The following is a 17,885-nucleotide window of genomic DNA, read 5'->3' as shown; positions in this document are numbered from 1 at the left end:
AAGAAATCAATAGAGTTGCAGCTCCTGCTTGAATACCCTTCTGCGGTCCGGCTTAGTCCCGCTGGTTTGATGCAAACGTCTTTTAATGATGTGAAAAGTGTATTACATACCTATGCGGCAACTTGGATAAGTTGACCTCTTTTTTTCAAACCTTCGCCCTGAATTTTACGTATGCCCTGTTCTATCAGACATCTTGTGACCTCAGAAAAAAAAGCATCAATATGCTATAATAAAGGTTCTATTGAAGAAAAGCGGACAATGCCATCAGGCAGACACATATTACAAGAAAGGAGCAGAACGCATGGCTGTACAATATGAAACGGAGCTGTACTCCCCCGTCAAAGCATTTTTTGAGCAGCGGGGATTCGAGGTCAAGGCCGAGGTCAAGCATTGTGACCTGGTTGGAGTCAGGGCGGATCAGGATGAACCACTCATTGTGGAGATGAAAAAAACGTTTAACTTGTCTCTGCTTCTGCAGGGCATGCAGCGCCTCAAGCTCAGCCCGCTCGTCTATCTGGCGGTAGAGCGTAACCGAAGCAAACGCGGAGCTGTCAACCAGCGCTGGGGTGAGCTTACAGCACTGTGCAGCCAGCTCGGCCTCGGGCTGATCACAGTCACCTTTTACAAAACGAAGGCCCCACTGATTGATGTCTTATGTGAGCCTGCGGTCATAACAAGCTCAAGCAGAAGTGTTCTGTCAGCTCGAAGAAGCGGTATCCGCCGCCAGCGTCTGCTCAAGGAATTCGATGAGCGGAGCGGGGATTATAACACGGGCGGCAGCACAGGCCGGCAGCTGATGACAGCTTATCGCGAAAAAGCGATACGTGTCGCGGCTGCACTGAGATCCAGTGGTGAATCCTCACCTGCGGCACTTGCCCGTCTGACCGGAGTAGGCTCGGCTGCAGCCATATTGCAGAAAAATTATTACGGCTGGTTCGAACGTCTTTCTCGCGGCAAATACATACTGACGGTCAAAGGCGTGGAGGCCTTAACCGAGCATACGCTGATGATACAAAATCAGGGACAGGCAGCTAGCGACGAGCATATATGGAACGTTCATACCGGAATAACCTATGCTGATCCAGATACTGCTGCGGAACATTCGCTGGAGGAGCTTCCTCAGATTGCCGAGGTTTCTGAACGTTATCTCCTGAACAGTACCAGAAAATGACGCCCACGCTCACACCACAAAATGTATAGAAAAACATGCCAGTGTATGCCGATACATGTCGGATGCATCTCCATTTCCATGCCCAACAGCACAAAAAAAACGCCTGTCATCTCTTTAGGAGACAACAGGCGTTTTCTTTAAACCGATATTAAAATGGATTAGAAGCTTGCTGCTACTTCTTTAGCCAGTTTCAAGCCTGCTGCCACGATCTCTTGGGAACGATCAGGAGAAGCGTTGTGACCTTCAACAACAACAACCTCAGGGTTTTGGATACCCCAGAAGCCGAGTACGTTTGTTACATAACGAACGGACATTTCAGCAGATGCCATAGGCTCTGCGGAATATACGCTACCACGAGCGTTAAGCAATGCTACTTTTTTGTCGCCTACCAGACCTACAGGGCCTTCAGCAGTGTATTTGAACATTTTACCTGCTTGGCTCAGGTAAGAGATGTAGTTCACCAGTGGTGCTGGAACAGTGAAGTTCCACAGTGGGAACGCAAATACCACTTTGTCAGCTGCCAGGAATTGATCTTGCAATTGTGCAGCCAGCGCTGCTGCTTTTTGCTCTTCTGGAGTTGCTTCGATACCGTTAGCTGCTTTGTAACCACCAGTGATTACAGTGTTGCCGTAGTAAGGAAGATCTGTATTGTAGAGATCCAGCTCAGTGATTGTATCACCTGGGTGGGACTCTTTGTATGCGCTCAGGAATGCATCGTACAATTGAACACTAACTGCTTGATCCGCAGGACGGTCATTAGCTTTAATAAAAAGAACATTAGACATGTTGAAATTTCCCCCAATAATTAAAATATATGAGTGCGTATTCTGAACTCGCAACCGTTGCTGCTAGTATAAAGAAACCAACAACTCATTAATTCACATTATATATAAAAATGTTAGTGGATGCAATAACGTAATCTCATAAATTGTGATACAAATTGGATGACAAAGTGAACAACCTGTTACATCCCTAGCTCCGTGCCGTAAATTCCGAGATCGCTTCGCTGATCAGATTCATGCCAAGTAACAGCTCGTCACGTCCCGGACGGCTGAAATTCAAGCGGATATAACGTTGATCAAGCGTTCCTGTAGAGCATAATGTTCCAGGCAGAAACGAAACTCCCTTCAACAAAGCTGCTTTGAGCAGCGCCTCACTGTTCAGTCCTTCCGGAAGTTGTACCCACAGATACATGCCACCTTGAGGTATGTTGTAGCTGCACCCTTTCCAGCCAGGTCTCTTCAATAGTTCAAGCATCAGTTTGAGCCTTGTTTTATATTCCCTGTTCAGCATGGATAAGTGATCCCCCCATCGAAAAGGAGACTGCGCAAGCAACTCGTACAGCAGTCGTTGATTCATAGGACTGGACTGTCCGTCTGCAATTCGTTTCAGAGATGTCATAGCCTCAATCAAGGCTGGATGTCCGGCAGCCCAGCCTGTGCGAAGTGCAGGTGCCACTGTTTTGCTGAAGGAGCCAATGTAGAGAACATGTCCACCCTGATCGGCAGTATCGAGTGCAAAGAGCGAAGGGTACTTGTGATAGAACGCAGCGGGCTCCAAACCGTCAAAATGCAGCTCACCGTATGAATCATCCTCAACCAGCAGAACACCATAACGCGCGCACAGATCAAGGACAGCTTCTCGTCGTTCCATACTCCACAGAATTCCTGTAGGATTGGAAAAGCTGGGTGCAGCAAAAAGCAGCTTTGGTCTGACCTGCTGCATGTGCTGTTCCAATAAATCCGGCAGAATGCCATCCTGATCGCCAAATACTGGTACAATGGTTGCGCCTTGCATTTCCAATACCTCAAGACAGCCGGGGGACGTAGGGTGCTCTACAAGCACGGAATCTCCCGGCTCAAGCAACAGACGCATCACCAGGTCAATTGCTTGCTGCGTGCCTGTTGTCAACAGAATCTGATCGGATACAGTCCGTATCCCTTTACGTACATTCCAATCCTTGTTCAGCCATTCCCTGAGCGGGGGATAACCTGCCGGCTCTCCATACTGCAAAGCAGAAGGGCCTGAACTAAATACAGACAGTGCCGCTTGCTCCAGCAGCTTAAACGGAAACAATTCCTCCGCGGGCAGTTCTTCAGCGAGTGAAATGAAATACTCCTTGCCTGACATATCGCGTATATCCCTCAGCGGTGATGACAAAAGCCTGTTGGTACGGGAAGCAAAGAAATATTTCATGGATAGATCCCCCTTTATTCTATTCCGAAACTGTTCTCGCAGCCGCCCTACAACCTATTCCAGCCAGACACCAAATATACCGGACGATACATGATTGATCACCTGTCAAGCGATAATCAGGATACCGTCTTGGACTGCCTTGCATGCAAGGCATAACGTTCGATGGCCTGTGCTCTGCTGCTGACATCCAGCTTCACATAGATTTTACGCAAGTAATTATCAATCGAGCGTCTGCTCACATTGATTTCACTCGCTATTTTATCATAGGTTACCCCTTGAACAATCCTTTCCATGATAAAAGTTTCCGTTTCTGTTAACTCAACTGCGTATTGCTCTGAAGGAGGTTCGGAAGGCTGACCCCATTCTGCACTATCAAGCCATGACAAAGGAATAGAAACGTACCCTTCCCTCAGGCCGGAGATCAGATGAATAAGTTGGCTCGGGGAGGCCTGTTTGGATAACATACCGCTGGCCCCAAGGGCCATCAGATGACGAAAAAGCTTCACATTGTCTTCATCGGTCAGAATGATGACATGGGTATCCTTCGAAAGCTCTTTGATCCTGGAGATATATTGATCTGCCTGCCCCTCCGGAAGACGGTAATCCATAAGAATAAGATCTGGCTTGTGCAGACTCACCAGGTCAAGACCCTCTGTTCCGGTCGAAGTCATACCCTGTACGCTCAAATCCTGCTGCTCTTCCAAAATTAATTTTGTACCCAGCATGCTGGTGGGGTGGATATCTACGATGACCACCTGCCATACTTTTTTCATTGTGCTTCCTCCTGTTATGTATTGGACAATTGGCTTCTGTTATCCATCCATATCCTTTTCGCAGTTTATGCGACAGTCCGAGTATAGATGAAGTAAAAGTCGGATTGTGTCGAATAATAGGAAAATACAGGTTTCAGACGCTCAAAAGCTCTGTTTCCTGACTGTATCTCACTACGAAAACGCCCAGATAGATACTCTTACATGCCTGAAATAATCAAAACCTAGTATAATTTTCCTGCATTTCTATCTAAAAAAGTCGAAAACCCCGCCCAAAGTTCCTACTTATTGCATCTATAAGAAATTGTATCCTAGGACTTCCTTCCGATGCAATCTCTTTTTATTCTATTATTTAAAGAATTTCATTTTTGCGTAATGAATAACAGCATGATAGAATGAGAATTGGTAATTTTTTAACCTTAATATCAAAACCAGGAGTGATGTTATGAATTTATCCGATCCGTCTTCTGACATCCATCACACCCGGAGCGCCAAAGGCAAGGCTGGATCATCCGTCAAATTGTTTCTTGTCATGTGGATCATTCTCATTGCTTTAGGAGTTGTAGGTACCTACTACTATAGCAACCATCTTCAGCAACAGATGATCAGCAAGCTTCAGGTTCATACACAGCAGCAGATCGATGCTTTGAAAACCGATTATGAAAAGCAGCTCTCTACCATTTCATCCGAAGTAGCCGCATTGCAGGGACAGGTTCAATCCTTCAATGAACTGCTCACTTTTACAAAGGATAATGCGAGCAACAAAACGGATAACAGCAACAAATTATATACCCAACTGAGCGAAGTGAAAAAACAACTGGACGCACTCCAGAAAAAGATGGATCTGCTCAAATGATTACACCCGTCAAACAGGTTAATCGTTTTTTTATGCTTGCGCTCGCTCCTTTCATTGGGTTAATTTTCTGTTTGCTGCTATTACGTCCTGAACTTGATACAGGCACTCTGCTTCCTGCTAACTTGCCTGAAGAGCATGTTACTGCTCAGACCAAAACAATCAGCAAGGAACTGGCGGGAGCAAAGGAGGCCGCGATTCAAACTTCTTCTTCTATTAAAAGAACAACACAGCTTTATAACCAAACGACCAGTACCATGTCTACTATTGTGCAGAAGGCTTCCGTTCAGGCATCCAGGCCGGAAACGATCTACAACAAGCGGATTACCTCCAAACTTGGTGTGCCGTTTGAACGAGTAGACAGCGACCGGATTACGATTGAGATGTATCGAGTCAATCCGGGTACCTATACCGGATATGCGATGAAGGTCAAACTGAAAGATCACAGCGCGATGCAGATGGCATTGAACAGTGAGCCTGGACGATCCGAGACAACGATGCAGGCCGTGAAACGAAGCGGAGCCATTGCGGGTATTAACGCTGGCGGATTCGCAGACAGTGGCGGCAAACGTTACCCTTTGAGTACAACTGTAATGAACGGAAAATATGTGAACGGTTTTCAAGCCAGTTTCAAGGACCTGTTCTTCGTCGGACTTAACGATGCTGGCAAGCTTGTCGGAGGCAAATTTTTTGATCAAGGCTCTCTGGACCGCTTGCGGCCACAATTCGGAGCAACCTTTGTACCCGTACTTATGAAAAATGGACAGAAAACGATTATTCCGGACAAATGGAAGGTATCTCCCAAGCGTGCACCTCGAACCGTCATTGGCAACTACAAGGATGATCAGCTATTAATCATTGTGGTTGATGGATATAATGAAAATGGAAGCTCCGGCGCAACACTGGAAGAGATGCAGGGCAGATTGGCCAAGCTCGGTGTAATAGACGCTTATAATCTGGATGGGGGCGGCTCCTCCTCCCTGATTCTGAACAACCGGGTCATCAATAAACCTTCAGATGGCAATCTGAGACCTGTACCTACCCACTTTTTATTTTACAAATGACAGGGTAAAGCATTCCTTTTCTACCTATTATGGTTATAATAGAAGTAAATGAGCTTGTGCAGGAGGTGCAAAGTGCATGTCGTTTTCACTGACATTCTGGATTATTGCAGTTGTACTAACGCTATTTATCACAGGCATTCTCACTGCATCCTACAACCAAGACAAAACAAAAGGCCTGTAAGGCAAAGCCTCTCCCCGGAGAGGCTTTTTTCATGTCTCCGCATACAGCAAAAGACAAGTCTTGAAAGAACAGCGCCATTCCTCCAAAGCTTGTCTCTTGCTATAACGTTCTAATGTTGACAGGCAGTCACCGGGCGAGACGCCATATCTGATCAATAGCTTACTGCACGTTCACCAGGCAAGGACAACAGGGAATCGGCCTGTTTCGGCCCCGTTACAGACTCTCCCTCTACCAAGGTGACATAGATTCGCTCGTGATCTACAGGTTCTCCAGCTATGATCTTAATTAACTGCTCTGCTGCAAGCGCACCCCACTTGCGTTTGGAATAATCGATGCTTGCCAGCCTAGGCTGCATGTAATTGCTGAGTTCAATATGGTCAAAGCCTATGACATCAATCTGCCTGCCCACCTTTAATTCACTTTCCGCAAGACGGTCACATAATCCAATCGCCATCTCATCGTTTAGACAAAATACAGCGGCCGGTTCCGTATACGTCTGCACAATTTGATCTGCAGCCCGTTCTCCTCCGCTTTTCTCGAAATCACCGACAATCTCGATCCACTCCACCTCCGCTTCACGCTCTGCTACCTGTCTTACGGCCTTCAAGCGCTGTACCGAGTCAAATGAACCTTCCGGCCCCGTCACGACATAGATCTTTTTATGCCCTTTTTCTATCAAATATTCCATCGCCAGTGTAGCTCCAGCCTTGTTATCCAGCAGCACCTGATTAATGTTGGCATGCTCCAGCTCGCGGTCAAGCACAACGATCTTATGCCCTCGATCGGCATACTGCATAAGTTCCTCACTTGCAAACGTATGATCCAGAATGATCGCACCATCAATCATTCTTTCGGGCAGCATCCGATGGGACTGCTTGCCGCTGCATACGATCAGATCATATCCCTGAGCATTGCATACCGCCTTCATGCCACTTAACAGATCCCCGTATACATCACCGCTGAAATCCGTAAGAAACACACCCAGAATCCGCGATTCTCGCTTCTTCAATGTTCTGGCCGCCGCATTGGGCACATAATTCAGCTCTTTGGCAATCGCCAGTATTTTGGAACTGGTCTCATCGGTCACTTTGTTGCTTCCATTCAGCGCGTATGATACGGTCGAGATGGAAACTCCCGCCTTTTTGGCGATATCCTTGATACTGACCATATTCTTCGCTCCTCTGTTATGTTAATCAGGCCTTTCACTACTGAAAGACCTGATTTTTAAATATAGCTTATGGTTGGTGTTACACCATAGAACAAAATGCTTTAAACGAGCTTAAACGTACGGCTCTGTGTATCGCTGCTATTTGGTCCTACCATAATGCGGAACTCCCCGCGATCACTGCGATATCCAAGATCAGCATGGTGGTAACGGAGCTGAGTCTCAGACAAGGTAAAGGTTGCTGTTCCGCGCTCACCCGGCGCAAGAGACAGCTTCACATAATCCTTCAACTCACGCATTGGACGAACGACATCACCGCTCACATCGCGAACATAGAGTTGCACAGTTTCCACACCATGACGATCACCGGTATTTGTTACAGAAACCTGAACAGTCAGCGGATTGTTTGCCGTCATCTCTTCAGCCGAAACCTCAACGTCACCATATACGAATGAAGTGTAAGAAAGTCCGTAACCAAACGGGAACAGCGGTTCATTAACACTATCCAGATACATGGAAACATAACGATTCTCGGTGTTATCCGGGTTGATTGGGCGACCCGTATTGAAATGATTGTAATACACCGGCACTTGTCCAACCGATTGAGGGAAAGACATCGTAAGTCTGCCTGACGGATTCACCGCGCCTGTAAGCACATCAGCAATAGCTGCCCCACCTTCACTACCAGGGAACCAGGCTTCCAGCACAGCATGTGATTCATGCACCACTCCGTGCAGGTCTAATGGACGACCGTTAAAAATAACACTGGCAATCGGTTTACCCGTTGCCTTCAGCGCTTGTACCAGCTGCAGCTGCGCTGCTGGCAGACGAATATCTGTCCGCGATCCAGCCTCCCCACTCATCTCGGAATCTTCACCGAGCGCAAGCACAATCACATCCGACTGATGTGCAACCTCAAGCGCCGCAGCAATCTGCTCGTCCGTAATCGTGTGTACATCACTGCCCTGCGCTGTTCGAACCGTACCTTGCGGCAGACGTTCCTGAAGTGCAGTTCCCAGCTTCACTGCATCAGCCTTGACGCCTTCACAAGCCCACCAGCCGAGAATATCCTCACTTTGGGCAAACGGTCCGATTAACGCAACGTTTGCATCGGGCTGAAGCGGTAGAACCTGCGCTTCATTTTTCAGCAATACAGCGGACTTCGCCGCAAGTTCTCGCGACACCTCACGATGTTCCTTGGAAAAAACAATCTCGCGTTCACGTACAGGATCAGCAGCGCGGAACGGATTATCAAACAACCCCAGCTTGTCTTTGAGCTGCAGAATTCGCAGCACCGCTTCATCCACTAGCTGCTCCTCCACTTCCCCCTTCTGAATCAGCTCTGGCAGATGATTAACATAACATGGTGTCATCATCTCCATATCTACACCCGCACGAATAGCACGATATGCTGCCTCACGATCGTCTTCTGCCGCGCCATGGGCTATCATCTCGCGGATCGAGGCCCAGTCGGAGATTAACACTCCGTCAAAGCCCCATTCATCACGCAAAATGCCGCGCATCAATTTCTCGTTGCCGCTGGCCGGGATACCGTCAACCGTATTGAAGGAGGTCATCACCATCTCCACACCTGCATCCAGTGCCGCTTTATATGCTGGCAAATAATACTCCCGAAGCTGACGCTCGGACATATCCACCGTGTTATAATCACGACCGCCCTCAGCTGCACCATACGCTGCGAAATGTTTGACACAGGCCGCAAGACGATCCACTTCTTCCGTCAGGTTGTCTCCCTGATAACCGCGTACAAAAGCAGCAGCGAACAAGCTGTTCAAATACGGATCTTCACCCGTTGTTTCCATTACACGGCCCCAACGTGGATCACGCACCAGGTCAACCATCGGTGCAAAGGTAACATGCAGCCCGGATACCGCGGATTCGCGCGCCGCAATCTCGGCGCTTTTCTCCGCAAGCTCCAGATCCCATGAGCAGCCTATTGCCAGCGGAATGGGAAAGATCGTTTTGAAACCATGCACCACGTCTGCCATAAACAGCAGCGGGATGCCTAGACGACTTTTTTTCAAATAAGCTTGCTGCACATCCATAATGGCCTGTGCTCCAGACAATCCAAGAATCGAGCCACTTGCGTTGACCGATTGCTCTGTAATGCCCATCTCTTCCATCGGCCCTGTAATCTGACCCTGTGTATCTGTTCCCTCATAGAAGTTGGCAGTCAGCTGCAGCAACTGGGCTACCTTCTCCTCCAGCGTCATCTGATTCACCAAATCCATCAACTGCTGATTATTCACGTAACCATCCTCCACTACATTTTAATTGAAAGAACCCGGCTGCGTTCGGGGAGAGACCGCGCACCGGGTTCAATCGGACGGAGAGACAGAACGCTCCTGCCATCCCCATTCTGTTCTTTACTGCTTTACGTTTTTACTTGAACTTCTCGTTCAGTTCATCCAGATATGGTTGAACCAATGACATTTTGCTGTTAACCCACTCTTTCCAGTTGGCTTCCAGGTCTCCGCCTTTGAGGATCAAGTTGGCGTATTCGTTTTGGTAATCGAAAGTAGCTTGACTCTTCGCTTTGGAATCGTACAGGTTAACATCCCAATCGTATGGTGCCAACGATTTTCCTTCTGTACCCAACTTCGCTTTCTCTTGGAATAATTCCACAGCTCTGTCACGGTAATCTTTTTTGATTGCAGGATTCACAACACTGAAGTCATCGCCAAGAAGATAAAGTCCTTCAAAACGTGCAGGATATTTGTCTTCCAGTACAGTTCCCTCAGGCAGCAAGCTTACCAGCTCTTTGTTGTCATCATATTTCCAGTCTTTTCCTTCAAAGCCCATATTGATGAGCAGTTGTCCTTCTTGGGTTGCGGAGTAATCGATCAGATCCATGATACGTTCGAATTTCTCATCACTGATATTCGGATTGAAGATCAGAGCAGACCAGAAGTTCGCTTGTTCCATGTTGCGGTATTTTCCATCATCGCCCAGCACGATCGCTGTGTGAACAAGCTCATCACTGTCGACACCAAGATTTTTTCTCATATCGGAATCCAGACCTTGTCTGTATGAAGCGAGTCCACCAAGACTGGTTACAGCTGCAGTACCTGTTACTTTGAAGTTGTTTTGTCCTTCATTGTTTTTCCAAGTGTAGAACTCTGGGTTAAGCAGACCATCCTTGTATGCTTTTTGCATCAATTTCAGGCCTGTCAGTGTTTCCGGATCTGCAGGACCCCAATGGAACTTACCATCTTCGCCTTTGTAGAAAGGAACATCTGTAATTGCATGAACATTGTTAGGCATAATGATGTTTGTCATTGCATCGGCAGCATTGTAAGACAATGGCACCAGTTTATTACCCACCTTGCCCGGGTCTTTTTCTTTCACGAGTTCAGCGAACTGATTCAATTCAGAAGTTGTGTACGCATCTTTCAGTTCAAAACCAACGGCTTTGGCCCAGTCTTTGCGAAGAGCGATAACACCAATTTGGTTCGTCAACGGGTCTGCCGGTTTGTTTTCAAAATAAATCGGTCTAGGAAGCACATACGTACCGCCTGTCAGTTCTTCCAGCTTATCGCCAAGTCCTGTCAGCTTGTATGCTGCAGCAACGTTTGGCCAGCGCTCTTTCCAGTCATCCGGAAACTTGTAGAACAAGCCTTGATCAATATTGTTGATTGCATCGCCGTGTACATAGTTCCATACCGCTACATCCGGCAGGTCGCCAGAGTTGATCCACAGACGAAGCTTTTCACCCCAGGAATCCCAGTCAATATAGTTGTAATCCCATTTAATGTTGAATTTGTCTTCCCAGAACTTGTGGAACTCATTGTCCATGTTTCCGTTTTTCACTTCAGTCAGGTTCGCTACAGAAATGGTCAGGTTATCTTTGTAATTTCCTTCCGCATCCTTCTCGTTGCCACCTTCTGAACTGCTGCTGTTGGAACAAGCGGATACCACCAACATCAAGAGACAGAGTGTGATCGCAAATAACGATTTGACTGACAGCTTTTTGTCCGTTTTCATGCTTTTACCCCCATGTTTTTAGTCGAATTTCTTTGGAAATCCTATGTGTAAAATCAGGTCTTGATAGCCCCTGTTAATACCCCTTTGGCAAAGTGCTTTTGCAGCATTGGGAAGAAACACATAATTGGTACCATCGTGACAAATACCGCAGCCATCTTCATCCCCATCGAGAAGCTGCTCAGCTTCACGGCATCGACACTGGATGCATTGGAAGCATTGGTCGTAGATGTGACAATGATGTTCCTCAGCACGTTTTGCAGCGGCAACTGATCTGCTTTTCGCAGGAAGATCATCGCATCATACCAGCTGTTCCAGTAGGCTACCCCGTAGAAGAGAGTGATGGTTGCCATAATTGGTGTTGCCAGCGGAAGAACAACGGAGAACAAAATTCTCCATTCCCCTGCCCCATCCAGCCTTGCCGACTCCATCAGCGATTCAGGCAAGGTGTAGAAGTAGTTCATCATCAGGATCATGTTAAAGGCACTGAAGCTTCCCGCCAGAATGACGGACCATAACGTACCTGTAAGATGCAAGGATTTCATAATGAGGTACAGTGGAACGATACCTCCGTTAAAGATCATGGTGAACAGCACCAGGAAAAAGAGAAACTTTTTGAACGGGAAATTGCTGCGGCTCAGACCATAAGCCATACTTGTTGTCAGGAACAAGCTGAGCGGCAAACCGATCACAAGCAGAATCAATGTATTTTTGTAACCCGACAGGATGCTTCCGTCAGCGAACAACGCTCTGTAAGAGTCCAACGTGAATTCTTTCGGGAACATCAGGAACGGATTTTCGGCATACTCCTTTTGTGTTGCAAACGAGATCATAATGACGTTCCAGAATGGAATCAGGATCATCAGTGCCAGCACTAACAAAATCGCGAAGATCACATAATCAAGAACGGTCATTCGTTCCGTGCCAATCTTCGGCTTTTTTCCAGCTTTCTTGCTCATTTCGTTACTCCTCCTTTCTTATCGGAACAAACCGTCTCCGCCAAGCCACTTGGCAAATCTGTCAGCCAGAAGCAGCAGCACCATATTCACCAGGGAACGGAACAAGCTGACCGCTGTCGAGAATGAGAAGTCGGTTGAGGACTGGAACGTAATCCGGTAAATATATACATCCAGCACTTCCGATACATTTTTCGTTGCTGCATTCGCCAAGTTGAAGATCTGGTCGAAACCAGAGGACATCAATCCGCCAACGGACAAAATAAACATAACCGTAATCGTAGGAAGGATGTTTGGCAGGGTGATGCGGAACATTTGCTGCATCCGGGATGCCCCGTCAATCTGTGCAGACTCATACTGGTCCTGATCGATACCCGAGATTGCCGCGAGGAAGATAATCGCACCCCAGCCGCTCGATTTCCAGATATCCGTCAGAAGCAGCATCGGAACAAAGTTGGATTCAGAGCCCAGGAAATTAATCGTTGGCAATCCCAGTAACGAGAGTGCACTATTCACCAATCCGTCATAAGCAAGCACGTTGATTACAACCCCGGATACGATAATCCAGGACAGGAAGTGCGGGAATGTCAGAATGGTCTGGAACCACTTTTTCCCTCTGCGCATCCGCAGTTCATTCAGCAGCAGTGCCAGAATAATCGGGAATGGGAACTGAATAATCAGTTTCAGAATGTTAATGTAAAGCGTCCGCCATACGGCATCGATAAAAGTTGGATCACGGAAGACGTATTTGAAATTCTCAAATCCACTCCAAGGGCTTCCCCAGATTCCCAGGTTTGCCTTGTAATCCTTAAATGCCAGTGACAGGCCGCCCATCGGCATGTAAGCAAACAGGATCAACCAGACAAGCCCGGGTACAAGCAGGGTATACGTCATTCGGTGCTTCCAGATTTCAGTCCAAAGCGACTTGCCTCTCATGTTTGCCTTCAGCTTTTTGCTAGGTCCTTCGGCTGCAGGTTTCAATTTGCATCTCCTCACTCTACTATGGTGTTGTCGTTGTAAAGAAAATCAAACATCGTTTTCAGATGCTGTTCCCAAAATCTCCATTCATGCGTCCCCGGTGTCTCCACATACCGAAAATCAAATGCAGTTCCCTGCATGTACTCGGCATAGTCCCGGTTCATGTCCACAAACGGATCATGGTCACCGCAGCAGCTCAGAATCTTAGGCAAGGGGGCTCCCTGCTCCAGCAGCTTGGCTGACAATGCGTAAATATCCTGATCGGCCTTTACCTGTAACCGTTCCCCAAAAACCGCTTTCATTTCCTTGACCATACCTTCAGGCATGTGCGGATCATGAAGCCTTGCTTGAAGATTCGTCACCCCGGATAACGATACGATCTTGCTATATCGCTCAGGAAAAGTCAGGCCGCATTTTAAAGCGCCGTAACCACCCATGGATAACCCGGCAACAAACGTTTTGGCCGGATCGGTATTAAGCCGGAGCAGTTTTCCGCATATTTCGGGCAACTCCTTAGTGATGTAGTGGAAGTAATTCAGGCCGTATTCCATATCGGTATAATAACTACGGTTTGCTTCCGGCATGATGACGGTACAGCCGTACTGAGCTGCGTACATCTCAATGGTGGTTAGACGCTGCCATGTGCTCGCATTGTCTCCAGCCCCGTGGAGCAGATATAGTGTACCGCCTGAAGTCTCTCCGGAGTCACTGGACACCACATGTATGCTGGTATTCATGCATAATGTAGGCGATCCGGTTTCGATCGTAATATGCGCCATTTCGTAACCCCTTTCAGCTTTGCCGCTGTTGACTACGGCTTACTGCGTTTTACTGCGAATCTCTTTTTCTCTGTGTGCTGTAACGTTCTCTCATGCTCCCCGTGAAAGCTCTGTTATCGAAACGATTCTCTCGAATCGTTTCAAACATAACCAACGTTGATTTACTAAGACTTAAAATATCAACATTTTACTTGGAAGCGATTTCTTCGAATCGTTTCGAATAAATCATAATCCCGATGAGTAAATCCTGTCAATAACCTTTTTACATTTTTCGCGTTATTTTATCAAAACAGTGACTTAACAGCTTCAATTTTGATCCAAAAGACACTTTTATTGTGAGCATGTTAAAGTTTAACCATTCATTTTTGCACCTGAATTGACATTGAAGCAAGTTTGTACTAACATGAGTTCTAATTTTGTGATCAGATTACGGAAACGTTTCACTAGATTAAAATCAAATGCATTTTTGATGAAACAAATCGGATTTATCCTTAAATCAGGAGGGTATCATGTCTGAACAACTGAAAGGCTTTATAGACACCATTACAACGCAGCAGCTTCAGGTTCATTCTGTTCGTGTACTTCAGCATGGACAGCTCTTGGAGGAATGGCATCAGGATACCGATCTCCGCCGTGTACAGCATTCTGTCAGCAAATCCTTCACCTGCATGGCCGTCGGTCTGGCCGTTCGGGAAGGGCTTATTCATCTGGACGCAAAGCTGGGCGATTACTTCCCTTATGATCAAGCACAATGCAGCTCTTCACAGCTTCCTTCCCCGCGAGAGATTACACTGCGGGATCTGCTGCGCATGTCTTCAGGCCATGATTCACCCCCGCTCTGGGCAGACGAACGAGCTTCCTTGCAGGAAAAAGACTGGGCGAAACATTACATGTCTCTATCACTTGACCGAATGCCTGGAGCGCATTTTACATACAGCAGCGGTGATACATTTATGATCTCAGCCATGCTGCAGGCAGCAATCGGCCAAACAGTTAAAGATTACCTCATTCCACGACTGTTTGAACCACTCGGTATACATGATATTGTGTGGGAGACTTCTCCTCTTGGCGTGACCCTCGGTTGTGCAGGTCTATGGTTGACTAATGAGGAATTAAGCCGATTCGGTCAGTTCATTCTTCAGGAAGGGCTCTGGAATAATCAGCAGCTTGTTCCTGCCGAGTGGATCAGAGCAGCTACGCGGAAACAAATAGATACAAGCGGGAACGGAAACAGAGATTGGGGACAAGGCTATGGTTATCAATTCTGGATGTGCACGCATGGTGCTTATCGTGCTGATGGAGCTTATGGTCAATTCTGCATTATGCTGCCTTCCGAAGATGCAGTCATCAGCATCAATAGCCAGGAAGAGAATATGCAAGGCATTCTGGATGCCGTTTGGGCGCAAATTCTGCCTATATTAAACTGAAATAGAGCTGATCACACGGTTACGACGACGACAGAGTGATCGGAGGAGTCGATTTCATCTGGCTGATTCATTTTACCAAGATACAAAAACGCCATAGAGCTTCAGAGCTCCATGGCGTTTTTGTATCTGATTTTCTTATGATAGCTGAGTCATTTCTTCCAAGCATTGTGCGCATATGTAACGCTCTTTAAAGTCATTGACATCTTCCATCGAACCGCAGAAAATACATTTCGGGCGATATCTTTCCAGAATAATATGATCCCCTTGCACTAGAATTTCTACAGGATCTCCTTCATTCATTTGATACCTTTTACGCAAAGATTTAGGCAATACGATCCTACCCAATTGGTCAACTTTGCGAACTACTCCAGCTGGCTTCATAGCTACGGCACACCTCTCCTATCTTACTCTGAATTTCTAGGTACATTAGTACTATATCTATAGATTCGCCAAAAATTTGTCGAATCCTGCTGGAAATAAACATTTTTTGTCCTTTTTTTTGAAAAATGTTTTTTCAGCGAATTCTAACCTCATTTTGCAGCTTATTTTACTACTCCAATCCGGGAAAATTCAGCTGGCGCAGCGCCTCATACACAATAATCGCTGCCGAATTGGACAGATTTAACGACCGAACGTCCCCCGACATCGGCATTTTCATGCAAGTCTCTGGATTTGCAGCAATTAACTCAGGCGGAAGCCCTTTTGTTTCTTTGCCAAATACGAGAAAGTCTCCATCTTGAAACTCAAAATCGCTATATCGATTTTTCGCTTTCGTTGTTGCGTAGAAAAAACGCGCATCCGCATACTTCTCTTGCACCTCAGCAAACGAATCATGGTATTCAATATGAACCGCATGCCAGTAGTCCAGTCCGGCACGTTTAAGCGTAGCATCATCTGTCCGAAATCCCAATGGACGAACAAGATGCAGATGGGTACCCGTTGCCGCACACGTCCGCGAAATATTGCCTGTGTTAGCTGGAATCTCCGGTTCAACAAGAACGATGTGTAATGCCATATGTGTTAGATCTCCTTTTTAGTTCAGGTTCGTAATTACAACAATCCTTTAATTCTAAAGAAAAGCCTCCCACACGTCAATGTGGAAGGCTTTGGAACAGCAGCCGCTCAACCGTGAAACTGCTTCTCGAAGGCTAGATGCTGTAGTTTTGGTCTTCTTACTTTACAATTATCCGTTTGATTGCTGGAAGTGTTTCATAAAGTCAGTAAGTGCCTTAACACTCTCATATGGTGCAGCATTGTAGATGGAAGCGCGAAGACCGCCTACACTGCGATGCCCTTTCAGACCAACAAAACCTTCCTGCTCAGAAGCTTTAATGAATTTCTTTTCCAACTCCTCAGATGCAAGACGGAACGTCACGTTCATTAACGAGCGGTCTTCTGGCACGACACAGCCACGATAGAAATCACCGGAGGAATCAATTGTATTGTAAAGAAGCTCGGCTTTTTTGATATTCTTCTGCTCTACACCAGCCAGACCACCCTGCTCTTCAATCCATTTCAGCACTTCGTTCACCATATAAACCGAGAAGGATGGCGGTGTATTGTACAGGGAGTTGTTGTCCACATGTGTACTGTAACGGAACATCGTTGGAATGGTTTTTGGAGACTCACTTACCAGTTCCTCACGTGCGATTACAACCGTAATGCCCGAAGGACCAAGGTTTTTCTGTGCGCCTGCATAGATCATGCCAAACTGATTCAGGTCAAACGGTTTGCAGAAAATATCACTCGACATGTCTGCAATGAGCGGTGCAGATCCCGTATCAGGGAACGACTTGAACTGTGTGCCTTCAATCGTTTCATTGGAAGTGATATGCACGTAAGCCGTACGCTCAGGCAATTCCAGGTTCGAAACATTCGGCAATTTCATAAATTTATCAGCTTCCGATGATGCAGCGATCTGCGTCTCACCAATCAGCTTCGCTTCAGACAATGCCTTTTTGGCCCAGCTGCCTGTCATGATGTAACTGGCTGTCTGACCTGCCCCGAGCAAATTCATCGGCAGCATCGCAAACTGAGTGCTTGCACCGCCCTGCAGGAAGAGCACTTTATATCCTTTAGGATTGCCTAACAGCGACAACAGACGCTCCTGCGCTTCATTATGTACAGACTCGTACACGGCTCCGCGGTGAGACATCTCCATAATCGACATACCTGTATTACGAAAATCTACAAATTCCGCCTGGGCACGCTCCAATACTTCTAATGGCAATGCTGCTGGTCCTGCATTAAAGTTATACGCTCTCTTTGTCAAAAAATTCCCCGCCCTTTCCATCCTTAACTGACATATGAAGTAAATATTATCGCTATGATATCAGTATTCCC

Annotated in this window: 16 protein-coding genes; 4 read left to right on the top strand and 12 right to left on the bottom strand. The window is 46.8% G+C overall.

Annotated elements, in window-relative coordinates; translation table 11 throughout:
- Window positions 1-301: 301 nt before the first annotated feature.
- Window positions 302-1,171: a DUF2161 domain-containing phosphodiesterase gene (locus ACQSGY_RS06430; protein WP_216519496.1), complete on the top strand. Its 870-nt coding sequence runs from the start codon at window positions 302-304 to the stop codon at window positions 1,169-1,171.
- Window positions 1,172-1,329: 158 nt separating this feature from the next.
- On the opposite strand, the gene ACQSGY_RS06425 is transcribed toward ACQSGY_RS06430, so the two are convergent.
- The 3 genes from ACQSGY_RS06425 to ACQSGY_RS06415 form a co-directional block, all read right to left on the bottom strand.
- A complete protein-coding gene (locus tag ACQSGY_RS06425; RefSeq protein WP_216519480.1) occupies window positions 1,330-1,956 on the bottom strand; it encodes an FMN-dependent NADH-azoreductase in 627 nt (208 codons plus the stop codon).
- A 187-nt stretch (window positions 1,957-2,143) separates the two neighbouring features.
- On the bottom strand, window positions 2,144-3,367 hold the full coding sequence (locus tag ACQSGY_RS06420; RefSeq protein ID WP_216519478.1) for a PLP-dependent aminotransferase family protein: 1,224 nt from the start codon (window positions 3,365-3,367) through the stop codon (window positions 2,144-2,146).
- Between the two features lie 116 nt (window positions 3,368-3,483).
- Window positions 3,484-4,140, bottom strand: coding sequence for a response regulator transcription factor (locus ACQSGY_RS06415; RefSeq protein WP_216519476.1), 657 nt, complete (start codon window positions 4,138-4,140; stop codon window positions 3,484-3,486).
- Window positions 4,141-4,582: 442 nt separating this feature from the next.
- On the opposite strand from ACQSGY_RS06415, the gene ACQSGY_RS06410 reads away from it, so the two are divergent.
- Together ACQSGY_RS06410 and ACQSGY_RS06405 are read left to right on the top strand one after the other, a co-directional pair.
- Complete coding sequence (locus ACQSGY_RS06410; protein WP_184184183.1) at window positions 4,583-4,993, top strand: hypothetical protein; 411 nt, start codon at window positions 4,583-4,585, stop codon at window positions 4,991-4,993.
- Complete coding sequence (locus tag ACQSGY_RS06405; RefSeq protein WP_216519474.1) at window positions 4,990-6,054, top strand: phosphodiester glycosidase family protein; 1,065 nt, start codon at window positions 4,990-4,992, stop codon at window positions 6,052-6,054. Before ACQSGY_RS06410 ends, ACQSGY_RS06405 begins: the two co-directional genes overlap by 4 nt.
- A gap of 332 nt (window positions 6,055-6,386) precedes the next feature.
- Here ACQSGY_RS06405 and ACQSGY_RS06400 read toward each other — a convergent pair whose 3' ends face one another.
- The 6 genes from ACQSGY_RS06400 to ACQSGY_RS06375 form a co-directional block, all read right to left on the bottom strand.
- Window positions 6,387-7,403: a LacI family DNA-binding transcriptional regulator gene (locus tag ACQSGY_RS06400; RefSeq protein ID WP_427051153.1), complete on the bottom strand. Its 1,017-nt coding sequence runs from the start codon at window positions 7,401-7,403 to the stop codon at window positions 6,387-6,389.
- Between the two features lie 101 nt (window positions 7,404-7,504).
- On the bottom strand, window positions 7,505-9,670 hold the full coding sequence (gene bglX, locus ACQSGY_RS06395; protein ID WP_427051152.1) for a beta-glucosidase BglX: 2,166 nt from the start codon (window positions 9,668-9,670) through the stop codon (window positions 7,505-7,507).
- Between the two features lie 133 nt (window positions 9,671-9,803).
- Window positions 9,804-11,405: an ABC transporter substrate-binding protein gene (locus ACQSGY_RS06390; RefSeq protein WP_216519473.1), complete on the bottom strand. Its 1,602-nt coding sequence runs from the start codon at window positions 11,403-11,405 to the stop codon at window positions 9,804-9,806.
- Window positions 11,406-11,458: 53 nt separating this feature from the next.
- The gene (locus tag ACQSGY_RS06385) at window positions 11,459-12,361 is read right to left on the bottom strand and encodes a carbohydrate ABC transporter permease (RefSeq protein WP_427051151.1); all 903 of its coding nucleotides are present in this window, start codon (window positions 12,359-12,361) and stop codon (window positions 11,459-11,461) included.
- An 18-nt stretch (window positions 12,362-12,379) separates the two neighbouring features.
- Window positions 12,380-13,339: an ABC transporter permease gene (locus ACQSGY_RS06380; protein ID WP_111271454.1), complete on the bottom strand. Its 960-nt coding sequence runs from the start codon at window positions 13,337-13,339 to the stop codon at window positions 12,380-12,382.
- Between the two features lie 11 nt (window positions 13,340-13,350).
- Complete coding sequence (locus ACQSGY_RS06375) at window positions 13,351-14,115, bottom strand: alpha/beta hydrolase (RefSeq protein WP_427051150.1); 765 nt, start codon at window positions 14,113-14,115, stop codon at window positions 13,351-13,353.
- A gap of 509 nt (window positions 14,116-14,624) precedes the next feature.
- Here ACQSGY_RS06375 and ACQSGY_RS06370 point away from each other — a divergent pair.
- Window positions 14,625-15,542 (top strand): serine hydrolase domain-containing protein, encoded by a 918-nt coding sequence (locus tag ACQSGY_RS06370; RefSeq protein ID WP_427051149.1) that lies wholly within the window; start codon window positions 14,625-14,627, stop codon window positions 15,540-15,542.
- A 135-nt stretch (window positions 15,543-15,677) separates the two neighbouring features.
- On the opposite strand, the gene ACQSGY_RS06365 is transcribed toward ACQSGY_RS06370, so the two are convergent.
- From ACQSGY_RS06365 to serC, 3 genes are all read right to left on the bottom strand, one after another.
- Entirely contained in the window at window positions 15,678-15,923 is a 246-nt protein-coding gene (locus ACQSGY_RS06365) for an AbrB/MazE/SpoVT family DNA-binding domain-containing protein (RefSeq protein WP_090919903.1), read from the bottom strand.
- A gap of 169 nt (window positions 15,924-16,092) precedes the next feature.
- A complete protein-coding gene (trmL, locus tag ACQSGY_RS06360; protein ID WP_427051148.1) occupies window positions 16,093-16,557 on the bottom strand; it encodes a tRNA (uridine(34)/cytosine(34)/5-carboxymethylaminomethyluridine(34)-2'-O)-methyltransferase TrmL in 465 nt (154 codons plus the stop codon).
- A 168-nt stretch (window positions 16,558-16,725) separates the two neighbouring features.
- On the bottom strand, window positions 16,726-17,814 hold the full coding sequence (gene serC / locus ACQSGY_RS06355) for a 3-phosphoserine/phosphohydroxythreonine transaminase (protein ID WP_427051147.1): 1,089 nt from the start codon (window positions 17,812-17,814) through the stop codon (window positions 16,726-16,728).
- Window positions 17,815-17,885: the final 71 nt, after the last annotated feature.

The organism is Paenibacillus sp. TC-CSREp1 (genome assembly GCF_050171015.1).
GTDB lineage: Bacteria > Bacillota > Bacilli > Paenibacillales > Paenibacillaceae > Paenibacillus > Paenibacillus silvae.
Note: the sequence above shows the minus strand (reverse complement) of the source record. Positions and strands in the feature narration are given on the sequence as shown.